This is a genomic window from Rhizobium sp. GR12 (assembly GCF_036596185.1).
Classification (GTDB): domain Bacteria; phylum Pseudomonadota; class Alphaproteobacteria; order Rhizobiales; family Rhizobiaceae; genus Agrobacterium; species Agrobacterium nepotum.
The window spans coordinates 62,919-85,217 of record NZ_JASXTH010000007.1 but is presented as its reverse complement, the minus strand read 5'-3'; the positions used below and the strand labels follow the sequence as shown (position 1 = coordinate 85,217).

Below are 22,299 nucleotides of genomic sequence, written 5' to 3'. Positions count from 1 at the left end.
CAATCGCAACCGCGACCATGTCCGACAAGCAGGCAGCACCGTATCGGAAGAAAAAAGTCCGCATCGTCTCCAAACGGCGGCGCAGAATCGAAAATGCGCTCGTTGCCTATTCCTTCATTGCGCCCAATTTCCTCGGCTTCGCGATTTTTACGCTCGGCCCCATTATCTTCGCCTTCGCTTTGGCCTTCATGCATTGGGACGGCTCCAATGCGATGCGTTTTGCCGGGCTCGACAATTTCTGGCGGCTTTTCGAAGACAGGGCCTTTATCGCGGCCTTCTGGAACACAGTCATCTATACGGTCGCATCCGTGCCGGCCACGCTTGCCTGCGCGCTAGGACTTGCGATCCTGCTCAACCAGAAAATCCTCGGCCGTAATTTCTTCCGCACGGCGATGTTCTTTCCCTATGTCGCGTCGCTGGTCGCAGTCGCCGTCGTCTGGAACATGATTTTCAATCCGGAAATGGGTCCGGTCAACATGCTGCTCTATACGTTCGGCCTTGATCCCGCCGATATGCCGGGATGGGCGGCGGACCGGCATTGGGCCATGGTAACGGTCATTCTCTTCGGCGTGTGGAAGAGCATGGGTTATTACATGGTCATCTATCTCGCCGGTCTTCAGGGCATCAATTCGGAACTTTACGAAGCGGCGGGGCTGGACGGCGCCAATGCGTGGCAGAAATTTATCCATGTGACCCTGCCGCAGCTTGCACCGACCACCTTTTTCGTCACCGTCATGCTGACCATCCAGTCCTTCAAGGTCTTCGATCAGGTCTACATGATCACGCAGGGCGGGCCGGGTACCTCGACGCTGGTTCTCGTCTACCACATCTACAACGAAGCCTTCATTTCCTGGGATCTCGGCTATTCCAGCATGATCGCCCTCGTCCTGTTCTTCCTCGTCCTCGTCGTCACCATCATTCAGTTCAAACGGCAGCGGGAGGATTGATCGATGCGCATCATGGACCGCAAAATCCCCACCGCCACGATCGGCATCTATCTGACCGTGATCATCGTCACCATCATCATGCTGCTGCCCTTCGCATGGATGCTGTCGGCGTCGCTGAAGCTCAGCCGCGACGTTTTCGCCTTTCCGATCGAGTGGATTCCTTCTCAGCCACGCTGGGAAAACTACGTTGAAATCTGGACGAAAATCCCGCTAGCGCTCTTCATCTACAATACGTCGAAGCTGACAATCATCGTCACGCTGCTGCAATTGTTGACATCGAGCTTTGCGGCCTATGCCTTCGCCAAGCTGCATTTTCCCTACAAGAACACGCTATTTCTCGGCTATATCGCCACCATCGCCATGCCCTGGCAGGTCTACATGGTGCCGCAATTCCTGCTGATGCGCGAGTTCGGGCTCAACAACACCCATCTCGCCCTGATTTTCCTGCAGGCCTTCACCGCCTTCGGCGTCTTTCTGATGCGACAGTTTTACATGTCGATCCCGAACGAGCTTTGCGAGGCGGCCCGCATCGACGGCATGAACGAGTACCAGATATGGGCGAAGATCATGCTGCCGCTCTCCAAGCCGGCGCTTTCCACATTGACGATCTTTACCTTCGTCACGACCTGGAACGATTTCCTCGGGCCGATGATCTATCTCACCAAGACCGAACTCAAGACCATTCAGATCGGCCTGCGTATGTTCATTTCGCAATATTCGGCGGAATACGGGTTGATCATGGCCGCCTCGGTCGTCGCCCTCATTCCCGTTCTCGTCGTTTTTCTCGCATTGCAGCGCTTCTTTGTCGAAGGCGTCGCCTCCACTGGCATCAAGGGTTGATTTCATGCTCGACTTGACCACGACCGCTCCGAACCCCATCACCGCTGCGGAAATCGACGCCGCACTCACGGCCGCCGTCGCGCAGGTCAGGCGCAACCTGCCGCAGTTCACCTATGCGGCGCAGAACCATTCGAGCGTGAAAAATTTCTACCCCGCAGTGGCCAACGACCAATGGACCGCCGGTTTCTGGCCGGGCCAGATATGGCTCGCCTTCGAACACACCGGCGACAGGACTTTTCAGCATGCGGCGCAAATCCAGGTACAGAGTTTCCTGCACCGGATCGAAAACCGCATCGAGACCGATCACCACGATATGGGGTTCCTCTATTCACCCTCCTGCATCGCCGCATGGAAACTGGTGGGCGACGAGGATGGCAGGCGCGCGGCGCTGATGGCCGCCGATCAGCTGATGGAACGGTTCCAGCCGGTCGGGCAATTCATTCAGGCCTGGGGCCGCAGGGACAATCCCAATGAATATCGCTACATCATCGACTGCCTTTTGAACCTACCGCTGCTTTATTGGGCGAGCAGGGAAACGGGCCGGGAAGACTACCGCACCGTCGCACTTGCCCATGCCCGCACCACGCTTGCCCATTCCGTCCGGCCGGACGATTCCACCTATCATACATTCTACATGGACCCGGAGACGGGCGCGCCGGTGCGCGGAGTGACGAAGCAGGGTTACAGCGACGAGAGCTACTGGGCGCGCGGACAGGCCTGGGGCATCGCCGGCATGGCCATTTCCTATCGCTACGAGCGCTTGTCCGCCTATCGCAACACGTTCGAGCGGCTTCTCTCCTTTTACCTGAAACGCCTGCCCGATGATCTCGTACCCTATTGGGACCTGATCTTTACGGATGGCGACGGTGAACCGCGCGACAGTTCGGCGGCCGCCATCGTTGCCTGCGGCTTGCTGGAAATGGCTGAACTGGAGACGCCGGAAAAGGCGGACGAGTACCGAAATCTGGCAGGACGCATGGTGAAGAGCCTGGCGGATATTTACTCGGTGCGGGATCCGTCGATCTCCAACGGACAGCTTCTGCACGGCACCTATTCCAAGAAAACCGCCCATAACACCTGCCGGGGCGAGGGCGTCGATGAGTGCGTCTCATGGGGCGATTATTATTATCTGGAAGCGCTGATCCGACTTTCGCGCAACTGGTCTTCCTATTGGTGAGCGCGAGGAACAGATGGCAAGCATTTCCCTGAAAAAACTCAACAAGACCTTCGGCGCCCTCAAGGTCGTTCACGATATCGATCTCGATATCGCCGACAAGGAATTCATCATTCTGGTTGGCCCTTCCGGATGCGGCAAATCCACGACCCTGCGGATGATCGCCGGGCTGGAGGAAATTTCCGGCGGCGAACTCCGCATCGGCGAGGACGTGATGAATGACGTGCCCTCCAAGGATCGCGACATCGCCATGGTGTTCCAGAATTATGCGCTTTATCCCCATATGACCGTCTACAAGAACATGGCCTTCGGTCTCGAACTCAGAAGGGCGCCGCGAGAGATCATCGATACGAAGGTGAAGGAAGCGGCGAAAATTCTCGACATTACCCATCTGCTGAACCGCAAACCTAAGGCGCTGTCCGGCGGGCAGCGTCAGCGTGTCGCGCTCGGCCGGGCGATGGTGCGCAATCCGGAAGTCTTCCTTCTCGATGAGCCGCTTTCCAATCTGGACGCCAAGCTGCGCGGCACGATGCGGTCGGAAATTTCCAAACTGCACAAGCGGCTGGACGCCACCTTCATTTACGTCACCCACGATCAGGTCGAAGCCATGACGATGGCGGACCGCATCGTGGTGATGAAGGACGGCCATATTCAGCAGGTGGATACGCCGCAAAATCTCTACGACCGGCCGATCAACATGTTCGTTGCGGGTTTCATCGGCGCGCCGCAGATGAACATGCTTCCTGTGACCCTCCATCGGAACGGCGAGCGCCTCGTCGCCACCTTCGACGGCAATTCCCTGCCCTTGCCGGCCGGTATCGCTGCCGGGCGTCTGCTGCCCTACGAAGGCAAGGACCTCATTCTGGGCATTCGCCCGGAAAATTTCCACGAATTCGCCCCGGCCGATATCGATGCCGCCAATGTATCCCCCTTCAAGGCGACGGTGGAACTGGCGGAGCCAATGGGATCGGAAGTGCATCTCAATCTTTTATCCGGCGGCAAGCACCTCGTTGCGCGGGTGTCGCCGCGCTTCAAGGCGAAGATCGGCGACCCGGTCGAGCTGGTGGCGGATCTGACGAATGCGCAGTTTTTCGATCCTGCCACCGAACGATCGATCCTCTACTGAGGCTGCGGGGAGAAACGCGATGCAATGGCTGGAACGGTTATGGACCAGGGAAGGAGCCGGGATCGACAAGAACGCCCCGCCTCTCACCGGCCTTACGCTGTTCCTAGATATCCTCAAACGCGAGTGGTGGGAGATGGTGAAGCTCAATATCCTGTTCCTCATCGCCAGCCTGCCGCTGGTGACGATGCCGGCGGCGATGTTTGCCATGACCCGCGTCTGCGTCTCCTTTTCAAATGACGAGAACACCTATCTGTTGCGCGATTTTCTCGAGGCCTTGCGGAAATTTGCCTTTCGCGGAACCGCTCTTGCTGTTCTCGGCGCACTGCTGATAAGCGCCGGCGCCTATACGACCGTCAGCTATGCCGGAGCCGCCCGGCTTCAGCTCGTCTACAGCCTGCCTTTTGCGATCAGCCTGGCGGTGACGCTGTTTCTCGTTCTTCTGTGCGCCTACGCCACCGTTCTCACGGTCAGGCAGGATTTGCAGCTTTTGGCAGCGGTGCGGCAGGCGGCGCTTCTTGCGCTGGTAAGGCCATTGCCAATGCTTTCGGCGCTCGGTTTCGTCGCGGCACTCTGGTTCGCGCATATCCTGCTTTATCCGGTGTCCGTGTTCATGCCGGCAACCATCAATTTTTCCCTCGGCATGTTCACCCTGTGTTTCGCGGCCAGAAATATTGTCGCGAAAAAACACGGGCGAATGCCCGAGCCGGTGGGGAGCGGCCTTTAGAAAATACCGAGAAGACAACGACATCAGTCAGGGAAGGAGAAACGGGCTATGGAGTTTAGAACAACCAGACGTGCATTTGCTCTCGCAACCGCCGGTCTCGGCATTGCCATGGGCATGGGAGGAACGGCTTTTGCCGCAGGCGATGCGCCAGTCACGCTGAAATGGGCGCTGTGGGATCTGGATAAGGGCGCTTACTTCAAGCCCTTGATGGAGGCCTATAAACAGAAGCATCCGAATGTGACGTTCGAGGTGGTGGACCTCGGCTCGCAAGATTACACGCAGATGATATCCACGCAGTTGACCGGCGGCTCCAAGGATATTGACGTCGTCACCATCAAGGACGTTCCCGGCTACGCCAATCTGGTGCGCGCCGGCAACATCACCGATCTCAGCGGCTTCATCAAGGATCAGAAGATCGAGACGTCACCCTATGGCGGCCTGATCGAAGAACTGACCATCGACGGCAAGATTTACGCCCTGCCGTTCCGCTCGGATTTCTGGGTGGTCTATTACAACAAGGATATTTTCGACAAGGCGGGCGTGCCCTACCCCACCAACGATATGAGCTGGGCGCAGTTCGATGAAATCGCCGGCAAGCTGAAAGGCGGCATGGGCGCAAACCGCATCTACGGCGCGCTTTTGCATACATGGCGCTCGACAGTGCAACTGCCCGGCATCCAGGATGGCAAACACACGCTGGTGGACGGCAATTATGAATTCCTGAAACCTTGGTATGAGCGTGCGCTTGCCCTACAAAAGAGCGGCGCGATACCGTCCTATGCCTCGCTGAAGACATCCAACACCCATTATTCCGCGTTGTTCTTCAACGGAACGATCGGCATGTTGCCGATGGGAACATGGTTCGTTGGAACCCAGATCGCCAAGGTGAAGTCGGGCGAGTCGAAAAGCGCCAACTGGGGCATCGTGAAATTCCCCCACCCCGACGGCGTGGCGGCAGGCGCGACGGCGGCGCAGATTGCCGGACTATCGGTCAACAAGAATTCCGGCCACAAGGAAGCAGCACTGGACTTCATCCAGTTCGTGACCGGGCCTGAAGGCGCGGCCATCATCGCCTCCACCGGCACGTTCCCGGCACTCAGAACCGACGACGTGGCGCAAAAAATCGCGTCGCTGCCGGGCTTCCCGCAGGATCAGGGCAGCAAGGACGCGCTTCAGGCGGGCAAGGCCTATCTGGAAATGGCGGTCAATCCGAATGCGGCCAAGATCGAGGTCGTTCTGAACCGCGTCCATGACGCGCTGATGACCGACAATATTTCGATCGATGACGGCATCAAGGACATGAACGAGGGCGTCAAGACCATCAAATAATAGCCAAAGGGCCGCAGGCTTTTCCGCCTGCGGCCCTCTCCTTGAACAGGAATCCGGAAATTCATCACCGTGACTTACGATAGCGCCCGAGCCAATCCGCTCTTTGACAATTCCCTCCTGACCAGAGACGACCTCGCAAGGGCCGTGATCGATCTTTTCAATCCACTGCTTGCGTGTTTTTCCTCAGGTGGCGCCCGCGTCCGACTGGGCGCGACGGGCGCGATTTTCGATTATCCCGCAGCGGAGCTGGAAGGATTTGCCCGGCCTTTGTGGGGCATCGTTCCGCTTGCTGCGGGCGGGTATACCTTTCCGCACTGGGACCTCTACAGGCGCGGACTGGCCAACGGGACCGATCCGGCTCACCCCGAATATTGGGGCGATACGTCCGACCGGAACCAGCGGCTTGTTGAACTGGCGGCCATTGGGTTTGCGCTTGCCATGGTTCCCGAACACATCTGGGAACCGCTTGCCGAAGCGGAGAAGCAAAATGTCGCCAGCTATCTTCTGGCGGCGCGCGAACGGGAATTCGTCGACAATAACTGGAAATTCTTCCGTGTCCTGATCGATCTCGGGCTGGAACGGGCTGGTGTGAATTTCGACAGCGCCAAGACCCGGACCTATCTTGACGAGCTGGAAGCTTTCGATATCGGAAACGGCTGGTATCGGGACGGGCCGGTCCGCCGGGTCGATCATTACATTCCTTTCGCCATGCATTTTTACGGCCTGATCTACACCGTTCTTGCAAAAGGTGACGATACGCGAAAAACACGGTTCCTCGAACGGTCCCGCATTTTCGCCAGCGATATGCGCCACTGGTTCGGTCCGGACGGGTCCTCGCTCGCTTTCGGGCGCAGCCAGACGTATCGTTTTGCGGCGGGTGGTTTCTGGGGCGCTCTGGCGTTTTCCGGTCTGGAAGCGCTGCCCTGGCCGCAGATCAAGGGTTATTACATGCGCCACATCCGCTGGTGGTCGAAGCGACCGATCGCGGATCGCGATGGCGTCCTCTCAGTTGGATACGGCTATCCGAACCTGCTGATGAGCGAGAGCTACAACTCCCCCTGCTCGCCCTACTGGGCGCTCAAATTTTTCCTGCCGCTCGCGTTGCCGGCCGATCATCCGTTCTGGACGGCCGAGGAGGCGGAACCGCAAGAGTTCGCCGAACCAGTTCCATTGCCGGAGCCAGGCATGGTGGCGTTCCACACACCGGGCAATGTCGTCGTTTTATCCTCCGGGCAGCAGCATGACAAAATGCGCGGCGCGCAGGAAAAATATGCGAAATTCGTCTATTCCACCCGTTATGCCTTTAATGTCGAGGCGGACGACCGGCATTTTGCCGCCGCGAGTTTCGATGGCATACTTGGCCTTTCCGACGACGGCGTTCATTTCCGCACGCGTGAAACGATGGAGGAGGCATTGATCGCGCAAGACTGCCTCTATTCGCGCTGGCGACCGTGGGCGGACGTCGAAATCGAAACGTGGCTCGTTCCGCGCAACCCTTGGCATCTCAGGTTTCACCGGCTCCGGACCCCTCGCGCACTGCACACGTCCGAAGGCGGATTTGCCATCGTTCGCGCAGATTTCAACCGCGATCTAACCGAAGCTGGGCAGGGTCTCGCGATCTGTTACGGACAAGGCGACACCAGCGCCATAGTTGATCTCTCAGTCGGCATCCGGCGCGACGGCGTGTGCCATCAGGCGATCGCCAACACCAATCTCCTTCACGCAAGAACCCTTGTCCCGCAATTGCGCGGCACAGTTCTATCAGGCGAGACGCTTCTGGTGACGGCGTCCATGGCGCTGCCCGCCGGCGAGGCGGCGGAAGCGGGGTTGGCGGCATTGCCCGATGTTCCCGATCTCGCCAGTCTGGAAGACATGTTCAAGCGGGAGGGGCGCCGGGTACCGGCCCATGCTCTCGAGGAAAACCATGTGGGCCGGCTGCGATGAAAGGCAACACGCCGATTACCTCCGAAAACTCTGGTCGACTAAACATCCTGACCTGGGAGAGGAAGCAGGAGGATATCGACAGTCCCGACCATCAGGCGCGACTGCGCGGCCTCGAGAGCTCGGCCAACGCCACTTTCGCGCAGGGTATCTATATTGCCGCTAAAGCCGAGGTGCATACCGACAGGCTGCTCATGGGTGCGCAGTCATGGATTGCCGGTTACGCAATCGTGCGGGGCGACATCGAGCTTGGCGACAACGTCTCGATCAACCCCTATGCCTGCCTTTCCGGCAAGGTGAAGATCGGAAACGGTGCGCGCATCGCATCGCATGTCAGCATTGTCGGCTTCAACCACGGTTTCGATGATACCGAGACCCCCATCCATCGCCAGCCATTGACGTCGCTCGGCATAGAAATCGGCGACGATGTGTGGATCGGCGCCAATGCCGCCGTGCTGGACGGCGTTAAAATAGGGCGCGGAGCCATCATTGCGGCAGGTGCCGTGGTGACGAAGAACATTCCCCCCATGGCCGTTGCCGGCGGCGTTCCTGCGCGGGTCCTGCGATACCGCACAGATAAGACAAAGGCGCATTCCCCACTAGAGATCGACGACCTGCTGCTGGAACTCGGCAAGGAAATCACCGAAGGCTGGCTTTCCGCAATCGACTCCTGCCGCGTGGACGGTCTCTACCGTTCGCCCGACGCCTCTGGGCAAATTGTTGAAAGCACCCGGCATCTATGCGACGCCATCGAGATCGCAGCGGCTTTCGGTCAGGAACGAACGGTTTTCGACGTTCAAACAACCGTCGCCGGCCTTCAGCGCATGCAAGACGAACGGACAGGACTTTTTTTCGCCGCCGGCCATCCCCGCTCCTTGCCTCCCGAACAGGATCCCGAAATCCTCTACAATATTCTGGCCGTTGGATACGCCCTCGAATGTTTCGATGCCGCACCGCAACGACCGATCGCTTTCGTGGAGGATATAAACGCGGATGCGCTTACCCTTCTGCTGGAGGGCCTGCCCTGGCAAAACCGCGCATGGCATTGCGGCGCGACCGTCGATGCCGTCGCCACGGCGCTTTACTTCAACGGCCGCTATTTCACATCGGGCAGTAACCGCCACACTCTTTTCGGCTGGCTGGCAGTGCATGCGGATAAAACCACCGGTCTCTGGGGCATGCCGACATCAGGACAGGGCCTGCTTCAACCCGTCAACGGCTTTTACCGGCTTACGCGCGGTTCATATGCCCAGTTCGACCTGCCTCTTCCCTATCCGGAAGCGGCGATAGACTCCGTCATCGCCAACTATCGCGCCCATGCCGGTTTTCATGGCGAGGATTTTAATGCCTGCAACCTTCTCGATACGATCCACCCCCTTCTGCTGTGCCTGAAACAGACGGATCACCGACGGGACGAGGCGAAAAAGATCGCCCGCGAAATTCTCACGAGAAACAGTGGGCGGTGGAAAAAAGACAGGGGATTTGCCTTCGCTGAAGGACATCCGCCCGGACTTCAGGGCACTGAAATGTGGATGTCGGTCATCTGGCTGGCGGCGAAGCTCCTCGATGCCGAACAGCTCCTGCCGTTCAGGCCACGGGGCGTCCATCGTTTTTCGCCATGAATGCCGTCAGGTGCACATCCGCACTCCGCTTTACCCTCGGACCGCCTCTCGGACAGTGCGGAAATCGTCGAAGGCACGATTGCCCGCCCGAAATCCCCGGTATAGGTTTCGGACCATCTTTCGAGAGCTTTCAAACCGGACCGGTCGAGTAACAGATGCAACTTAAAGACTGCTACAATTTCCACGATTTTCGCCGCATGGCAAAACAGCGTCTTCCCGGACCGATCTTCAACTACATAGATGGCGCTGCCGACGACGAGGTGACGTACCGGCGAAACACGGTCGCCTTTGAGAATTGCGATCTCGTTCCCGATGTCCTGCGGGGCGTAGCCGATGTGGACATGTCTGTCACCGTCATGGGGCAGAAGCTGTCGATGCCGGTCTATTGTTCCCCGACGGCCCTTCAACGTCTCTTCCACCATCAGGGGGAACGGGCGGTGGCTGCGGCGGCCGGAAAATACGGCACGATGTTCGGCGTCTCCTCCCTCGGCACCACCAGCCTGGAGGAAGCGCGCCGGATCAGCGGCGGCCCACAGGTCTATCAGTTCTATTTTCACAAGGATCGCGGCCTCAACCGCGATATGATGGCGCGCGCCAAGAGCGCCGGTGTGCAGACGATGATGCTGACGGTGGACAGCATCACGGGCGGAAATCGGGAGCGCGACAAACGCACCGGCTTTGCCATTCCGTTCAAACTCAATCTTTCCGGCCTCGCCCAATTCGCCATCAAGCCGGCCTGGGGGATCAACTATCTGCGGCATGAGCGCTTCAGTCTGCCACAGCTCGACGGCCACATTAAAATGGACGGCGGTGCGCTTTCCATCAGCCGCTATTTTACCGAAATGCTCGACCCTTCCATGAACTGGGACGATGTGGCGCAGATGGTGCGCGAATGGGGCGGGCCGTTCTGCGTGAAGGGTATCATGTCCGTGGACGACGCCAGACGCGCCGTCGAGATCGGTTGCAGTGGCATCGTGCTCTCCAATCATGGCGGTCGCCAGCTAGACGGTTCGCGCAGCGCCTTCGATCAACTGGCCGAGATCGTCGATGCGGTCGGTGACCGGATCGACGTGATGATGGATGGTGGCGTGCAACGTGGAACGCACGTCCTCAAGGCCCTGTCTCTGGGAGCGAAAGCCGTTGGTCTCGGCCGTTATTACCTTTTCCCACTCGCGGCGGCCGGACAGGCCGGTGTTGAGCGGGCGCTCGAGCAGATGCGCATCGAAATCGAGCGCGGCATGAAACTGATGGGCTGCACCACCGTAGACCAGCTGACACGCCGGAACCTGCGGTTCCGCGACTAATCCGTCCGAAATCTCGCTCCAGACCTGCGATTCAAGGCATCGTCACAATCGGGAATCACAGGTCATTTCAGCCGTATTTCTCCGCTGTTCCTGCAGTGCCGCGCCAATGCTCCAGACAAGTGCCAGACAAATCAGCCCGCAAACGCCGCCTGAAATCAGGGAACGGCCGCGTTTGCCCCCGGAAAGAAACGTCCAGCCAACAAGCGCATAGACCACAAGTGCCGGCACGGCGGCGATCAGAACGGACATTGGCCCGTCACAATCAACGGCCTCGATGCCGATAGCGCGATATTCGTTCGGTGTTCCCACGATACCGAGGGCTGCGACCGGGAACATCGCGGCTAAAATGGCATAGCGGAAAAATCGGGGCGTATCGCGCATATCCATCCTATAGCCGACTAATCATCTGCGGCAAATGATCCTGCAATCACCGCAAGAGCGAGTTTAAAGGGTTGTCCCATTATCGGCGGTATCGACTTTAGCCATCATATTCCGTTGCTCCATAATAGATGCCGCAGCTTTCGCGTTGAAAACCGACTTTTTTCGCGCCGGCAATCTTGGCAAGCTCCATTGACATGATTATGGTTGTAAGATGCAACCATATGGATTTGGCATGTCTGAACAACCTTTTCCCATAAACGATATCCGCTCCACCTCCCGCCGGCTTGTCCGCGAACTCGGTTTTATGGGCGGAGATTTCGCCGGCACCGATTTGCCGCCCTCCGCTGTGCATGCCCTGATCGAGATCGAGACGCTTCCGGGCATCACAGCGCGTGACCTTGGGAAGCTGCTTCGGCTTGAAAAATCGAGCATCAGCCGCATGCTTCGCAAACTCGTCCTGTCGGGCGACGTTCTGGAAGAGACGGACGAAGAGGATAGCCGCATCAAGCGGCTACGGCTGGCCGGGCGAGGGCAGGAGCGGGTTGGCGCCATTCACGCCTTTGCAAACCGGCAGGTATCGAACGCTCTGACGCGGCTCGCGCCTGCGGACGGCCGAACAATCCTCGAAGGACTTCGCCTTTACACTGACGCGCTGGGAGACAGACCCAATGCCGCGGCTCCCGCAATCGAGATCACCGAAGGTTACAGGCCGGGCCTCATTGCCCGCATCACACAGATGCATGCGCTGTATTACGCCCGGACATCAGGTTTCGGCCAGCGTTTCGAATCCGTTGTTGCCGAAGGTCTCGCCTCCTTTTGCAATCGGCTCGAAAACCCGCAAAATGCGATCTGGGTCGCGATGCGGGGTGAGGACATCATCGGCTCGGTGGCAATCGACGGTGAGGACCTTGGACCGGGAGCTGCGCATCTACGCTGGTTCATCGTCGATGATGGCGTGCGCGGAGGAGGCGTTGGTCGCAGGCTGTTGACGACCGCCCTCGCCTTCGCGGATGAGAAGGCCTTTACCGAAACCCATCTGTGGACGTTCAACGGCCTTGCAGCGGCACGGCATCTTTACGAGACCCATGGTTTCGCATGCGTCGAGCAACGTCCGGGCAGTCAGTGGGGAAGCGAGGTTCTGGAACAGCGCTTCGTCAGGCGCCTCCCGATGGGCTGAACCCATCAGAAGGCGAACTGGACTTCGGGGCGGCCGATCAGGCCGCCTCGAGAACCCCGCGATGAGCGCCGGTGCCCGAGCCCAGCTCAAACTGGCCGAGCAGCCGGTTCAGCGCATCGACCTCCCCTGCCAGATTGTGGCTTGCGGCGGTCATTTGCTCGACCATCGCGGCGTTTTTCTGCGTGTCCTGATCCATCTGGTTGACGGCCATGTTGATCTGCTGGAGGCCGGATGACTGCTCCTGGGCGGATTCCACGATCGCGGCGACGTGCTGGTTGATCTCCTGCACTTCGGCAACGATCACATCGAGCGCCTTGCCGGTATCGCCAACCAGATGCACGCCCTCTTCGACCTGCTGGTTGGATTTGGTGATCAGCGACTTGATTTCCTTCGCCGCACCGGCGGAGCGTTGCGCAAGTTCGCGCACCTCCTGCGCCACCACGGCGAAACCCTTGCCAGCCTCACCGGCACGCGCCGCTTCCACGCCGGCATTGAGCGCCAGCAAATTCGTCTGGAAAGCGATCTCGTCGATCACGCCGATGATGTTGAAAATCTCGCTCGACGATTTTTCGATCCGCTCCATCGCGATCACCGCCTGACGCACGACCTCGCCAGATCGTTCCGCGCCGATGCGTGTACGCGAGACAAGCCGGCCCGCCTCATGCGCCCGGTTCGCGGCGTCTTTCACCGTTATCGTGATCTCTTCAAGGGCTGCGGCGGTTTCCTCCACGGCAGCGGCCTGTTGCTCCGTTCGCCTTGCCAGATCATCCGACGCCGACTTGATTTCATTGGCACCGGCATCGATGCCGGAGGCGTTGTCCGATACCCGCAAAAGAGCGCGCTGCAATTTCCCGGCCGATCCGTTGAAATCGTTGCGTACGGCATCGAACTGCTCGACAAAAGGATCCTCGATACGGCAGGACACATCGCCATCCGCAAGCCTGGCCAGCGCATAGGCCAGACTGTCGACGGCGAACCGGGTGCCGCTCGCCTCATCGGCAGCCTTGCGTTCGCGGGCCACACGCTCCTCTTCGCCAAGAGTGCGGTTGGCCTCCGCTTCCCGCTCCAGCGAGGCCTTTTCACGATTGCTTTCGCGCAGAACGTCAAGCGAGCGGGCAAGATCACCGATCTCATCCCTGGTCTCTATATCCTTCAGCGTCAGTTCCAGATTTCCCTGAGCGATCTGGGCGGTTTCATCGATGACGTTGGCGATGCGGTTGATGAACCGCCGCGCAATAAACCAGCCGGCCAGCGCCAGCAGCACGGCCGCCGTCACGATTGTCAAGGCGGCGTCGCGCATCATCGCATGCAGCTGCGCAAAGACGGTGTCTTCCGGCACCGAGACGATTGCATACCATTTCATGTCGCCGGTGAGCATGACCGGCAAGGCGATGACAAGGGAAACCGTTCCGTCCTGCGCCGTCATTTCCCGCTCTGTACCGGGATTGGCGATCAGTTGATCCCAGCCCGAGGTCTGCGTGCCGCCATCTGCGAGATTTTTCCCCATTATCGACGCATCGGGATGACTGATGATCTTGCCGCCTCCACTGATGAGGCTCACGAAGCCCGTTCCCATCGGCCGGACGGTCGACAGCGCCCTGTTCGTTTCCGCCAGCGACAGATCGAGGCCGGCGACCCCCAGCGTTTTGCCATCGACGACAACCGGCTTGGCGACCGAGGTTATGAGAACCTCCTTGCCATCGATCGCATAGGAATAGGGTTCGATGACAACTGTTTTCTTCAGTGTGAAGGGCAATTGATAATAGTCGCCCGGACCTGCGGTGGTATAATCCGTCAACGCGGTGTTGCTTATTTTGTCACCGCTGCGCACCCAATAGGGCACGTAACGACCGGTCGCATCATTTCCCTCCCTGTTGGCGAAGTCCGCATCCTTGCCGTCGAACGCGTTTGGCTCCCATCCAGTCCAAAGGCCAAGCACATCGGGATTGTTTACCAGCATGTGCCGGATAAGCTGATCGGCCTTGCCCCGATCGGCGTCGCCTGTCTGCTTCATCGATTCCAGAACCGAAGCGAGACTATTTACGATATGGATCGTGCCGCCGATATTCTTCTCAGTCGTCAAGGCTTCGGCCTGGGCGATCTGCCGCATACGCTCAATGCTGCTGACCCTCGTATCCTCAAAGGACCGATAAAACAGCACGGCCGAAGCCGCGATCGTTGCAACGACACCGCACGCGGCAACTGCAAAGATATTCCGGCCCGTAGTCGATTTAAATAGCATGTCCACCCCCCAAAAAATCCTGCCGCGACGGCTGAGGCCGTTGCGGATGCCCCGAAACTGTCAGCGACCGGCCAGGTAGACAATATTATGAAGCTATACTTAAAAATTACTTTAGATCATATATTTAACTAGACAAATTAAACAGCAATTCATTATAGAACCTTAATATTTCATCATATACAGTATATTATGCGATATTCGGATAAAACCATTCATATTATAGGCAACCCACCGTCGATGCGATGCGCATGATTGCGCACCGCTGAACCGCAAAATGGGAAGCCTTTATTACTGTAGACGCAGAGCGTTCCAGAAGCCGCGCAACTGGTCCGTCAATTGTGTGTAGAGGCCGTAACGCCGCCGATAATGCGGGATTTGCCCTGGATCCGGTGTGTAGGCGCTTGCCACACGCGTCATCGCCGCGACCGCCTCTTCATAGCCGGGATAGAGACCGATCGCCACGGCAGCGCCGATGGCCGCACCGAGCGCGCCGGTCTCCCGGGCCTCCGCGACACGCAGGGGAATTTCCAGAACATCCGCCATGATCTGCGGCCAGTGCTGGCTGCGGGAACCGCCACCGGACATCACGGCGCCGTCGACCGGCAGCCCCGCTTCACGCAGGACGCCGATATGGCGGCGGTGTTCGAAACACACACCCTCGAACAGGGCTCTCAGCATATGACCTTCGCCATGCCATCCGGCCAGACCGTAAAAACCACCACGAAATTCCGCACCCAGCCGTGAGCCGAAAATAAACGGGTGGAAGAACGGATCGTCGGCGCGTTGTGTGACGGAGCCGACCAGTTCGTTGCAACGCTCGAAGGCATGGTCACCATGGTCGCCGCGAACGCGATGCACGTACCATTCGAGATTGGCGGCGGAGGTGGCGCTGGATTCTATATTGACATAGCGGTTACGGCCGAAGGTGGTGACCATGAAGACATCGGGGCTGACGACCGGCTTGTCCGCAAAAACCTGATTGATGCTCCAGGTACCCGCGATGATGGATGCCTCCCCGGCATTGATGACGCCCGATCCCATGGCACTGGAGACGACATCGAAGAAACCGCCGATGACGGGCGTACCTTCGGAAAGCCCCGTCGGACCCGAAGCCTCGGCTGTGACGCGGCCGACGATATCCGCCGATTCCACCAAGCGCGGGAAAAAGGCAATTGCATCTTCAAGTCCATAGAGCGACAGGAGTTCCCGGTCGAGCAGCGCTTCCGGGAAGGCAAGCAGCCCCGCGCCGCTGAGGTCGGAGATGTCATTTGCAAGACTACCCGTCAGGCGGAAATTGACGAAATCCTTGCAGAACAGGACGGTTCCGATCTGAGCGTACATATCGGGTGCATGTCGTTTAACCCAGGCCAGCAGGCTCGGCGTCTGTGCAGGCCATGGCCTTTGCAGGCAACGGTTCTGCAATTGCGCTCCGCTTTTCCTGTCAAGCTCCGCCGCCACATCGGCCGCGCGGCTGTCGAGCGACTGGATGCCGATCAGGGGCTGCTGCTCCTTGTCGAGAAGGTAAAGGCCGTTGCCATGACCCGCACAGCCCACCGCCAAAATGCTCCGGGGATCGACCGACGATTTTACCAGAAGCTGGCGGATCGCCTCGCATCCGTTCCGCCACAATTCCTCGAGATCGCGCTCGACGTAACCCGGCTGGGGAAATGTCGAATGACCGTCAATGGCATGTTGCGCGACCTGCCGGCCCGCCGTGTCGAACAGCACGGCCTTGATCACCGTGTTGCCAACATCCAGACCCAATATGTGATTTTTATCAGCCACGATTATAGATATCCCATGCTTCCTCGCCACCCGCACCCTGATGGATGATGGCCATCAAAGCCGCGACAACGGCCTTGGGGTTGTCATGCTGGTAGATGTTGCGCCCATAAACCATCCCGTTCGCGCCCTCGGCCACCAGAGCCGCCGATTTCGCCAGCACGTTGCGCAAGTCCTCACGCCCCCCGCCCCTCACCAGCACCGGGCACCGCGCGGCCTCGACCACCTTGTGAAAATCATGCGGATCGCTGGTGGGATCGGCCTTGATGATATCGGCTCCCATTTCCGAGGCAAGACGTACCAGCGTGACGATCTTTTCGGCGTCGCCATCGACCTGATAACCGCCGCGCACGTCATTGGGCAGCATCACCAGCGGCTCGATCATCAGCGGCATGCCGTAACGATGGCAATCGGCGCGCACGCGGCTGATATTCTCGACGCATTGACGAAACAGGTCCGGCTCGTCCGGCAGCATGAACAGATTGACGACGACGCAGGCCGCGTCCATCTCCAGCGCGCCGATGATCGGATCGTCATAGTTCTGAAGCTGCGACCACATGGTTCTGTGGCGTGTGGAATTATAGGGATTGCCCATATCGATACGCATGACCAGCGCCGGCTTGTCGCGGTCAGGTCTTTGCTGCAACAGGTCGGCCTGCCCATAGGCCATCTGGATGGCGTCGGGACCTGCTTCTACCAATCTGTCGACAATTTGCGCCATATCCTCCAGCCCGACGAGGAAGCTCGGCTCGTTGCAAACCCCGTGATCGATGGCCACATCCAGGCATCCGCCATTGCGGAACAGCCGGTTCATGCGCGCCTTTTTCGAAACTCGGATCATCATGCATTCTCCTTGCATCTGTGTTGAAGCATTGCCGCCGTGACCCCATAAAAGGTCTCGAGTTCATCCATGAGCCGCTGCCGCTCCTCTGCCGCCCTCTGTGACGCCCAGCCCAGCTCGCGCGCCGTGACATCGAGGATCGCGTGAATCAACTCGGCATCGATCACGCCGGTGATGGCGAGCGTCGTGCGTCGCAGGATGAGATCGGTCAGGTGCCGCACATGTTCGGCCCGGATCAGCCAGACCACCTCTGCGGCCGTGATCGGCAGCTTTTCGCAAAGCGGCGTGTCATCCGCGCGGCCCCGGCAAAAGCTCATCAATTCGAGCGCGCGTGAACCGTAGGCCGATGCCAGATGTTCCGCCCGGTCTTTGCTGAGTGAAAACTCCTCCGACAGCAGGGCCGGCAGGCGTCCGGCACCGGTGGGGAAATTCCTGCCGCCGCCGATCGGGCGGTTCATGGTGCCGGTCAGCCGTTTGCGTCCGAGAAAGGCCAGAACCTCGTCAGTCACCTGTTCGCCAAAAGCTCTGAACGTCGTCCACTTGCCGCCGATCATGCAGAGCTGCGGCGGGTTGCCCTCGACGCGATGGATGAAATGACTGCGGGATATTCTTCCGGTGAAGGCGGCATCGCTGCGCGGCAGGGGGCGTATGCCGCTGAAACTGAAGACAATGTCAGACTGGCCGATCGCAATCTGCGGAAAGACCTGGCGGATGGCCTCAAGGATATAGTCACGCTCCCCCGGCTCGCACCGCACCCGTTCGGGACGATCCACCTTGATATCTGTCGAGCCCGCAAGAACGCGGCCGAGATAAGGAAAAAGGATGCAGACGCGGTTGTCGGCATTCTCGAAAAAAATCATATGGCCGTCCAGAGCCTTGAGGAGCGCCGCGTTGGCGAGGATCAGATGCGATCCCTTGGTGCCGGAAACGGTCGGCTTTGCTTTGTCCGCAGCCGGGGCAGCAGTCAGCGTGCCGATCGTCTCATCGATCCAGGCGCCCGTCGCATTGACGATGATGCGTGGCTGGATGGGGAAGGTTTCGTCCGTACCCTCGACCTTAAGATGATAGTGGTCGCCAAGGCGGATAAGTTCGGCATAGTTCAGCGCAATACTTTGCGGCGCATCGGACCGGGTGTCGATCAGAAGCTCCAGCGCAAGCCGTTCGGGCTGGCTTATCCACGCATCGTAATAGGTTGCCGAATATCTGATGTCAGGCGTCAGGCCCGGCCAGCGCTGCAAGGTCTTGCGCGCGCTGCGGAATTCGTGGCGGGGCAGGATGCGGTTTCTGCGGGTGACGAAGTCATAGAGCATCAGACCCGCCTTGATGGCGAGCGCACCTCGGCTGGCGGGTTTACCGCCGGACCCGACAAAGGTGGCCGCCGCATTGAACAGGCCGCTGAACGTCGAAAAAATAGGGATCGTCGTCGGCAGCGGATGAACCATATGCGGCGCGAGTGTCAGAAGCGCATCGCGCTCCCGCAATGATTCCGCCACGAGGCCGAATTCACCGTTTTCGAGATAACGCAGGCCGCCATGGATCATGCGCGAGGGCGCGGCGCTGCAGCCGGAGGAGAAATCGTTGCGCTCGACCAGAAGCACCCGCAGCCCCTGCAGGGCAAGATCGCGGTAGGCGGCGATGCCATTGATGCCGCCGCCGATGACGACGGCGTCGAAATCACCATCTTGCCGGATGCGGCGGAGAGCGTCCTCGCGAAAACTGGGCATAGAAATACCGTTCGCTGGCTAAATACCAACGTCCCAATGTTGTTGACCATTTAAAGCGACATAAGAGAGGGGTGGCGAAAACTACCCGCTATTCGCCGGAAGCCCCGTCTCAGCTACATGTTTTACGCATCGAGCCCCACGAGATGCCCGGCAACGCCGGCGCTAATGAGAGCCAATTCGCTTTCCGTAAGGCGCAGGCGGGCGGCCGCGGCATTTTCAACCGCCTGAGCCGGATCGCGTGCTCCGCAAAGCGAGAATGTTATACCGGGCTGGACTATCGTCCAGGCAATCACCGCCTGCGCGACAGAGGCGCCATGAGCCGCTGCCACCGGTTCCAGTGCCTGCATCAGCCGCGCGATCTTCTCGCGGTTCGCCAGGCTGAAACGCGGATTGCCGTGGCGCTGATCGTCCTCTGCAAAAACCCGTTCAGGCCCGACCTTGCCGGATAGAAGACCGAGCGCCAGCGAAGAGTAGCTGAGGACCGAAACGGCGTTCTGTCGGCAAAGTGGCAGGAGCGTCGTCTCGATATCACGCTTCACCATGGAATATTCTTCCTGAATGGCATCCAGCGCACCGGTTTCGATATAGGCCGCAAGATCGCCCGGTGAGAGGTTGCTGGCACCGATCGAGCGGAGCTTGCCCTCATCCTTCAGACGCACAAGCGCCTCCACCGTCTCGGCGACTGGCGTCGTGGCGTCCTGCCAATGGGTAACGTAGTGGTCGATGTAGTCGGTTCCGAGCCGCTTCAGGCTCTCTTCGACCTCATGCCGGATCGAAGCGGCGCCGAGATAACGGTGAACGGGCTTGCCGTCCTGATGGAAGAAATAGGCACCTTCGTTCACATGCCAGACAAGCCCGCATTTGCTGACCAGCACTACCTTGTCGCGCCTGCCGGCAATCGCCTTACCGACGATGGTTTCCGCAAGTCCCATGCCATAGGCTGGCGCGGTGTCGATCAGGGAAATGCCGGCATCGAGAGAGGCCTGAATGGCGGCGATGGATTGCCGCTCGTCGGTGCCGCCCCACATCCACCCGCCGATGGCCCAGGTCCCTAACCCTACGGCCGATGCGCTAATACCGCTGCCGCCGATCGTCCGGGTCAATATAGCGTTGTCCGTCACGAAGTTTTCCCTTCTTCTTGATCCAGTAAATAACCGGCGATCACCTCGTCCACGACGAGCGAGGTCAGATAGCGGCCTGCGAGCGTAGCCGCTACCGGTCCGGCCTTGATGGCCCCGGCCGCCACGCCGATGATGTTCGGGCACCGGGCAAGCTGCCTAGGGTCCAGCGCCACCACACGCGAGTTGAGATCGATCCGCGCCAGCTGCCCATCCGCCGTGGTGAGATGGGCGAGAAATTCGCCGGCGATGCCCGCATCCACCAGCGCCTGCCCGCCCCGCGCCGCATCCGGCAGGAGATCGTAATATCCGGAGCCGGGCGCCTCCACGGAACCGATGCCGACCAGCGCCACCTGTGCCTGCCGGGCCAGATCGAACACTTCGCGGATCGACGCGACGTTCATCAGGAGGTCGCGTTGTTCCTCGTCCTCGGCAAACAGCGGCGCGTGAATAAGTGACGCACTGCCGCCGAGCTTTTCCGCGAGCTGGGTGGCGAGATGGTTCACATCCGTATAGTGCTTGCCCTGCACGCCGCCGGTCAGCGGCACCACCCGCACATCGAAGCGGCGCTCCGCCTCCAGATTGTCGACGACCGCGCTTACCGCCTTGCCGCCCGTAATCGCAATCACGTCGCCGTCGCGAATGGTTTCCAGCAAGTGGTTGGCGGCCACCCGCCCGACCATCTGCAACGCGGTTTCCGGATTGTCGGAGACCGTTGGCGTCACCACCGACTGCCTGAGGCCAAAGCGGCGAGTGATCTCGTTTTCGAGATCCACCAGCCTTTGATAGGGACTGGCGATGGTGATCTTCACCATGCCCGCCTTGCGGCCCGCCGCAATCATGCGGTTCACCTTGGTGTGGGAAAGATTGAGCCGCTCGGCGATCTCCGACTGCTTCACGCCCTCGATAAAATGCAACACCAGGACGGAGTACATCTGTCTCTGTTGATCGAAGTCGTCCTTGGTATCCAGCATGATCGTATCTCTCCACTTGCCCATGGGCGCTCGACGGGCGCTCAGCGGCGACGCCTGACCAGATAGTGGTCGAACAGAACCGCAGTCAGCAATATGCTTCCCCTGATAATGTCCTGCCAGTAGACAGACACGTTGAGCAAGGCAAGCGAACTGGAGACGACCGACAGAAGGATCGCCCCGAGGATCGCGCCAAGAATGGTGCCCGAACCGCCCGAAAGGCTGGCGCCGCCAATGACCGCCGCCGCGATGACATTAAGTTCCATGCCAACCCCGAAGCTCGGCTGGGCCGACCCGAAACGAGCCATGTAGATCACGCCCGCAACACCGCACAGCATCGAACAAAGCGTGGTGGTGGCAAACATCACCCGGCCGACGCGGATACCGGAATAGGCCGCCGCCTTCGGATTGCTGCCGGTATAGAATACCTTACGGAATGCGGTCGTGCGCCGCAGCAGCAGATCGAAGCAAACGACCACCACCGCGAATATGATCAGCACCAGCGGAATGCCGCCAAGCGCGCCCTGCCCGATGAATTTGAACTCCGGCGGCAGGGAGTACAGACCGAGCGGCCGGCCGCCCGTTGCCAGAAGGCAAACACCGCGCGCAATCACCATGACGCCCAGCGACACGATGAAATGGTGCAGGCCGATGACTGTAGTCAGGAATCCCATGGCCATGCCGACCAATGTCGTAAGGCAGATCGCCAATCCGGCCGCGACCCAGGGATCGACGCCATTGAGGAACAGCCAGCCGGCCGCCACCATCGCAAGCGCCGTGACGGAACCGACAGAAAGATCGATGCCGCCGGAGATCAGGAGGATCGTCATGCCGACCACGACAATGCTTTCGATGGCGAAGACCATGGCCATCGCCCGCAGATTGTCTACGGTCAGAAAATACGGGGATATGAAGGACATCACCGCAAAAAGCGCGAGGATGATGACGATAAGCCCGGTTTCCCGTGCCTTGAGCGCCGGTTCCCACCAGCCGGTGCGGCGAACCGCCACTTCTGCGACGCTTGAAGGTGTTTCCGATGTTGCCATTTTTCCGCTC

Annotated in this window: 17 protein-coding genes and 1 pseudogene; 10 read left to right on the top strand and 8 right to left on the bottom strand. The window is 59.4% G+C overall.

Annotated features, from left to right (window positions below; translation table 11 throughout):
• The first annotated feature begins 17 nt into the window (after positions 1 to 17).
• The 9 genes and pseudogenes from QSK43_RS13685 (at position 18) to QSK43_RS13645 (ending at position 11,007) form a co-directional block, all read left to right on the top strand.
• Positions 18 to 947, top strand: coding sequence for a carbohydrate ABC transporter permease (locus tag QSK43_RS13685; RefSeq protein ID WP_442967838.1), 930 nt, complete (start codon positions 18 to 20; stop codon positions 945 to 947).
• Positions 948 to 950: 3 nt separating this feature from the next.
• A complete protein-coding gene (locus QSK43_RS13680; RefSeq protein WP_045016262.1) occupies positions 951 to 1,787 on the top strand; it encodes a carbohydrate ABC transporter permease in 837 nt (278 codons plus the stop codon).
• Positions 1,788 to 1,791: 4 nt separating this feature from the next.
• Positions 1,792 to 2,964 (top strand): glycoside hydrolase family 88 protein, encoded by a 1,173-nt coding sequence (locus QSK43_RS13675; protein ID WP_332303873.1) that lies wholly within the window; start codon positions 1,792 to 1,794, stop codon positions 2,962 to 2,964.
• Between the two features lie 13 nt (positions 2,965 to 2,977).
• Entirely contained in the window at positions 2,978 to 4,087 is a 1,110-nt protein-coding gene (locus tag QSK43_RS13670) for an ABC transporter ATP-binding protein (RefSeq protein WP_332303872.1), read from the top strand.
• A gap of 19 nt (positions 4,088 to 4,106) precedes the next feature.
• Complete coding sequence (locus tag QSK43_RS13665; RefSeq protein ID WP_332303871.1) at positions 4,107 to 4,811, top strand: DUF624 domain-containing protein; 705 nt, start codon at positions 4,107 to 4,109, stop codon at positions 4,809 to 4,811.
• A 48-nt stretch (positions 4,812 to 4,859) separates the two neighbouring features.
• Positions 4,860 to 6,140, top strand: a complete 1,281-nt coding sequence (locus QSK43_RS13660; RefSeq protein WP_442967832.1) for an ABC transporter substrate-binding protein — start codon at positions 4,860 to 4,862, stop codon at positions 6,138 to 6,140.
• 69 nt (positions 6,141 to 6,209) lie between these two features.
• Positions 6,210 to 8,084: a DUF2264 domain-containing protein gene (locus QSK43_RS13655; protein ID WP_332303870.1), complete on the top strand. Its 1,875-nt coding sequence runs from the start codon at positions 6,210 to 6,212 to the stop codon at positions 8,082 to 8,084.
• Positions 8,081 to 9,700 (top strand): annotated as a pseudogene (locus tag QSK43_RS13650) (acyltransferase); the annotation flags it as partial. The gene QSK43_RS13655 and the pseudogene QSK43_RS13650, both read left to right, overlap by 4 nt.
• A gap of 158 nt (positions 9,701 to 9,858) precedes the next feature.
• Entirely contained in the window at positions 9,859 to 11,007 is a 1,149-nt protein-coding gene (locus QSK43_RS13645; RefSeq protein ID WP_332303868.1) for an alpha-hydroxy acid oxidase, read from the top strand.
• A 42-nt stretch (positions 11,008 to 11,049) separates the two neighbouring features.
• On the opposite strand, the gene QSK43_RS13640 is transcribed toward QSK43_RS13645, so the two are convergent.
• Positions 11,050 to 11,388, bottom strand: coding sequence for a hypothetical protein (locus QSK43_RS13640; protein WP_332303867.1), 339 nt, complete (start codon positions 11,386 to 11,388; stop codon positions 11,050 to 11,052).
• 232 nt (positions 11,389 to 11,620) lie between these two features.
• On the opposite strand from QSK43_RS13640, the gene QSK43_RS13635 reads away from it, so the two are divergent.
• A complete protein-coding gene (locus QSK43_RS13635) occupies positions 11,621 to 12,565 on the top strand; it encodes a bifunctional helix-turn-helix transcriptional regulator/GNAT family N-acetyltransferase (protein ID WP_332303866.1) in 945 nt (314 codons plus the stop codon).
• Between the two features lie 37 nt (positions 12,566 to 12,602).
• Here QSK43_RS13635 and QSK43_RS13630 read toward each other — a convergent pair whose 3' ends face one another.
• The 7 genes from QSK43_RS13630 to QSK43_RS13600 all read right to left on the bottom strand — a co-directional run bounded on the left by QSK43_RS13630 (position 12,603) and on the right by QSK43_RS13600 (position 22,289).
• Positions 12,603 to 14,807 (bottom strand): methyl-accepting chemotaxis protein, encoded by a 2,205-nt coding sequence (locus tag QSK43_RS13630; protein ID WP_332303865.1) that lies wholly within the window; start codon positions 14,805 to 14,807, stop codon positions 12,603 to 12,605.
• A gap of 288 nt (positions 14,808 to 15,095) precedes the next feature.
• Positions 15,096 to 16,592, bottom strand: a complete 1,497-nt coding sequence (locus QSK43_RS13625; RefSeq protein ID WP_332303864.1) for an FGGY-family carbohydrate kinase — start codon at positions 16,590 to 16,592, stop codon at positions 15,096 to 15,098.
• Positions 16,585 to 17,433 carry a class I fructose-bisphosphate aldolase gene (locus QSK43_RS13620; protein WP_332303863.1) on the bottom strand — a complete coding sequence of 283 codons (849 nt, stop codon included), beginning with the start codon at positions 17,431 to 17,433 and terminating at the stop codon, positions 16,585 to 16,587. Before QSK43_RS13620 ends, QSK43_RS13625 begins: the two co-directional genes overlap by 8 nt.
• Positions 17,430 to 19,154, bottom strand: coding sequence for a glycerol-3-phosphate dehydrogenase/oxidase (locus QSK43_RS13615; RefSeq protein WP_332303862.1), 1,725 nt, complete (start codon positions 19,152 to 19,154; stop codon positions 17,430 to 17,432). The genes QSK43_RS13620 and QSK43_RS13615 overlap by 4 nt, the downstream gene beginning before the upstream one ends.
• Positions 19,155 to 19,276: 122 nt before the next feature.
• Positions 19,277 to 20,275: an aldo/keto reductase gene (locus tag QSK43_RS13610; RefSeq protein WP_332303861.1), complete on the bottom strand. Its 999-nt coding sequence runs from the start codon at positions 20,273 to 20,275 to the stop codon at positions 19,277 to 19,279.
• Positions 20,272 to 21,246 (bottom strand): sugar-binding transcriptional regulator, encoded by a 975-nt coding sequence (locus tag QSK43_RS13605; protein WP_332303860.1) that lies wholly within the window; start codon positions 21,244 to 21,246, stop codon positions 20,272 to 20,274. Before QSK43_RS13605 ends, QSK43_RS13610 begins: the two co-directional genes overlap by 4 nt.
• Before the next feature lie 41 nt (positions 21,247 to 21,287).
• Entirely contained in the window at positions 21,288 to 22,289 is a 1,002-nt protein-coding gene (locus tag QSK43_RS13600; protein ID WP_045016236.1) for an ABC transporter permease, read from the bottom strand.
• Positions 22,290 to 22,299 lie beyond the last annotated feature (10 nt).

What these genes read in the sequence shown, in the direction of transcription:
- QSK43_RS13685 (WP_442967838.1), top strand. Translation starts at nt 18, where the DNA reads ATGTCCGACAAGCAGGCAGCACCGTATCGGAAGAAAAAAGTCCGCATC.
- QSK43_RS13680 (WP_045016262.1), top strand. Translation starts at nt 951, where the DNA reads ATGCGCATCATGGACCGCAAAATCCCCACCGCCACGATCGGCATCTAT.
- QSK43_RS13675 (WP_332303873.1), top strand. Translation starts at nt 1,792, where the DNA reads ATGCTCGACTTGACCACGACCGCTCCGAACCCCATCACCGCTGCGGAA.
- QSK43_RS13670 (WP_332303872.1), top strand. Translation starts at nt 2,978, where the DNA reads ATGGCAAGCATTTCCCTGAAAAAACTCAACAAGACCTTCGGCGCCCTC.
- QSK43_RS13665 (WP_332303871.1), top strand. Translation starts at nt 4,107, where the DNA reads ATGCAATGGCTGGAACGGTTATGGACCAGGGAAGGAGCCGGGATCGAC.
- QSK43_RS13660 (WP_442967832.1), top strand. Translation starts at nt 4,860, where the DNA reads ATGGAGTTTAGAACAACCAGACGTGCATTTGCTCTCGCAACCGCCGGT.
- QSK43_RS13645 (WP_332303868.1), top strand. Translation starts at nt 9,859, where the DNA reads ATGCAACTTAAAGACTGCTACAATTTCCACGATTTTCGCCGCATGGCA.
- QSK43_RS13640 (WP_332303867.1), bottom strand. Translation starts at nt 11,388, where the DNA reads ATGCGCGATACGCCCCGATTTTTCCGCTATGCCATTTTAGCCGCGATG.
- QSK43_RS13635 (WP_332303866.1), top strand. Translation starts at nt 11,621, where the DNA reads ATGTCTGAACAACCTTTTCCCATAAACGATATCCGCTCCACCTCCCGC.
- QSK43_RS13630 (WP_332303865.1), bottom strand. Translation starts at nt 14,807, where the DNA reads ATGCTATTTAAATCGACTACGGGCCGGAATATCTTTGCAGTTGCCGCG.
- QSK43_RS13620 (WP_332303863.1), bottom strand. Translation starts at nt 17,433, where the DNA reads ATGATGATCCGAGTTTCGAAAAAGGCGCGCATGAACCGGCTGTTCCGC.
- QSK43_RS13615 (WP_332303862.1), bottom strand. Translation starts at nt 19,154, where the DNA reads ATGCCCAGTTTTCGCGAGGACGCTCTCCGCCGCATCCGGCAAGATGGT.
- QSK43_RS13605 (WP_332303860.1), bottom strand. Translation starts at nt 21,246, where the DNA reads ATGCTGGATACCAAGGACGACTTCGATCAACAGAGACAGATGTACTCC.
- QSK43_RS13600 (WP_045016236.1), bottom strand. Translation starts at nt 22,289, where the DNA reads ATGGCAACATCGGAAACACCTTCAAGCGTCGCAGAAGTGGCGGTTCGC.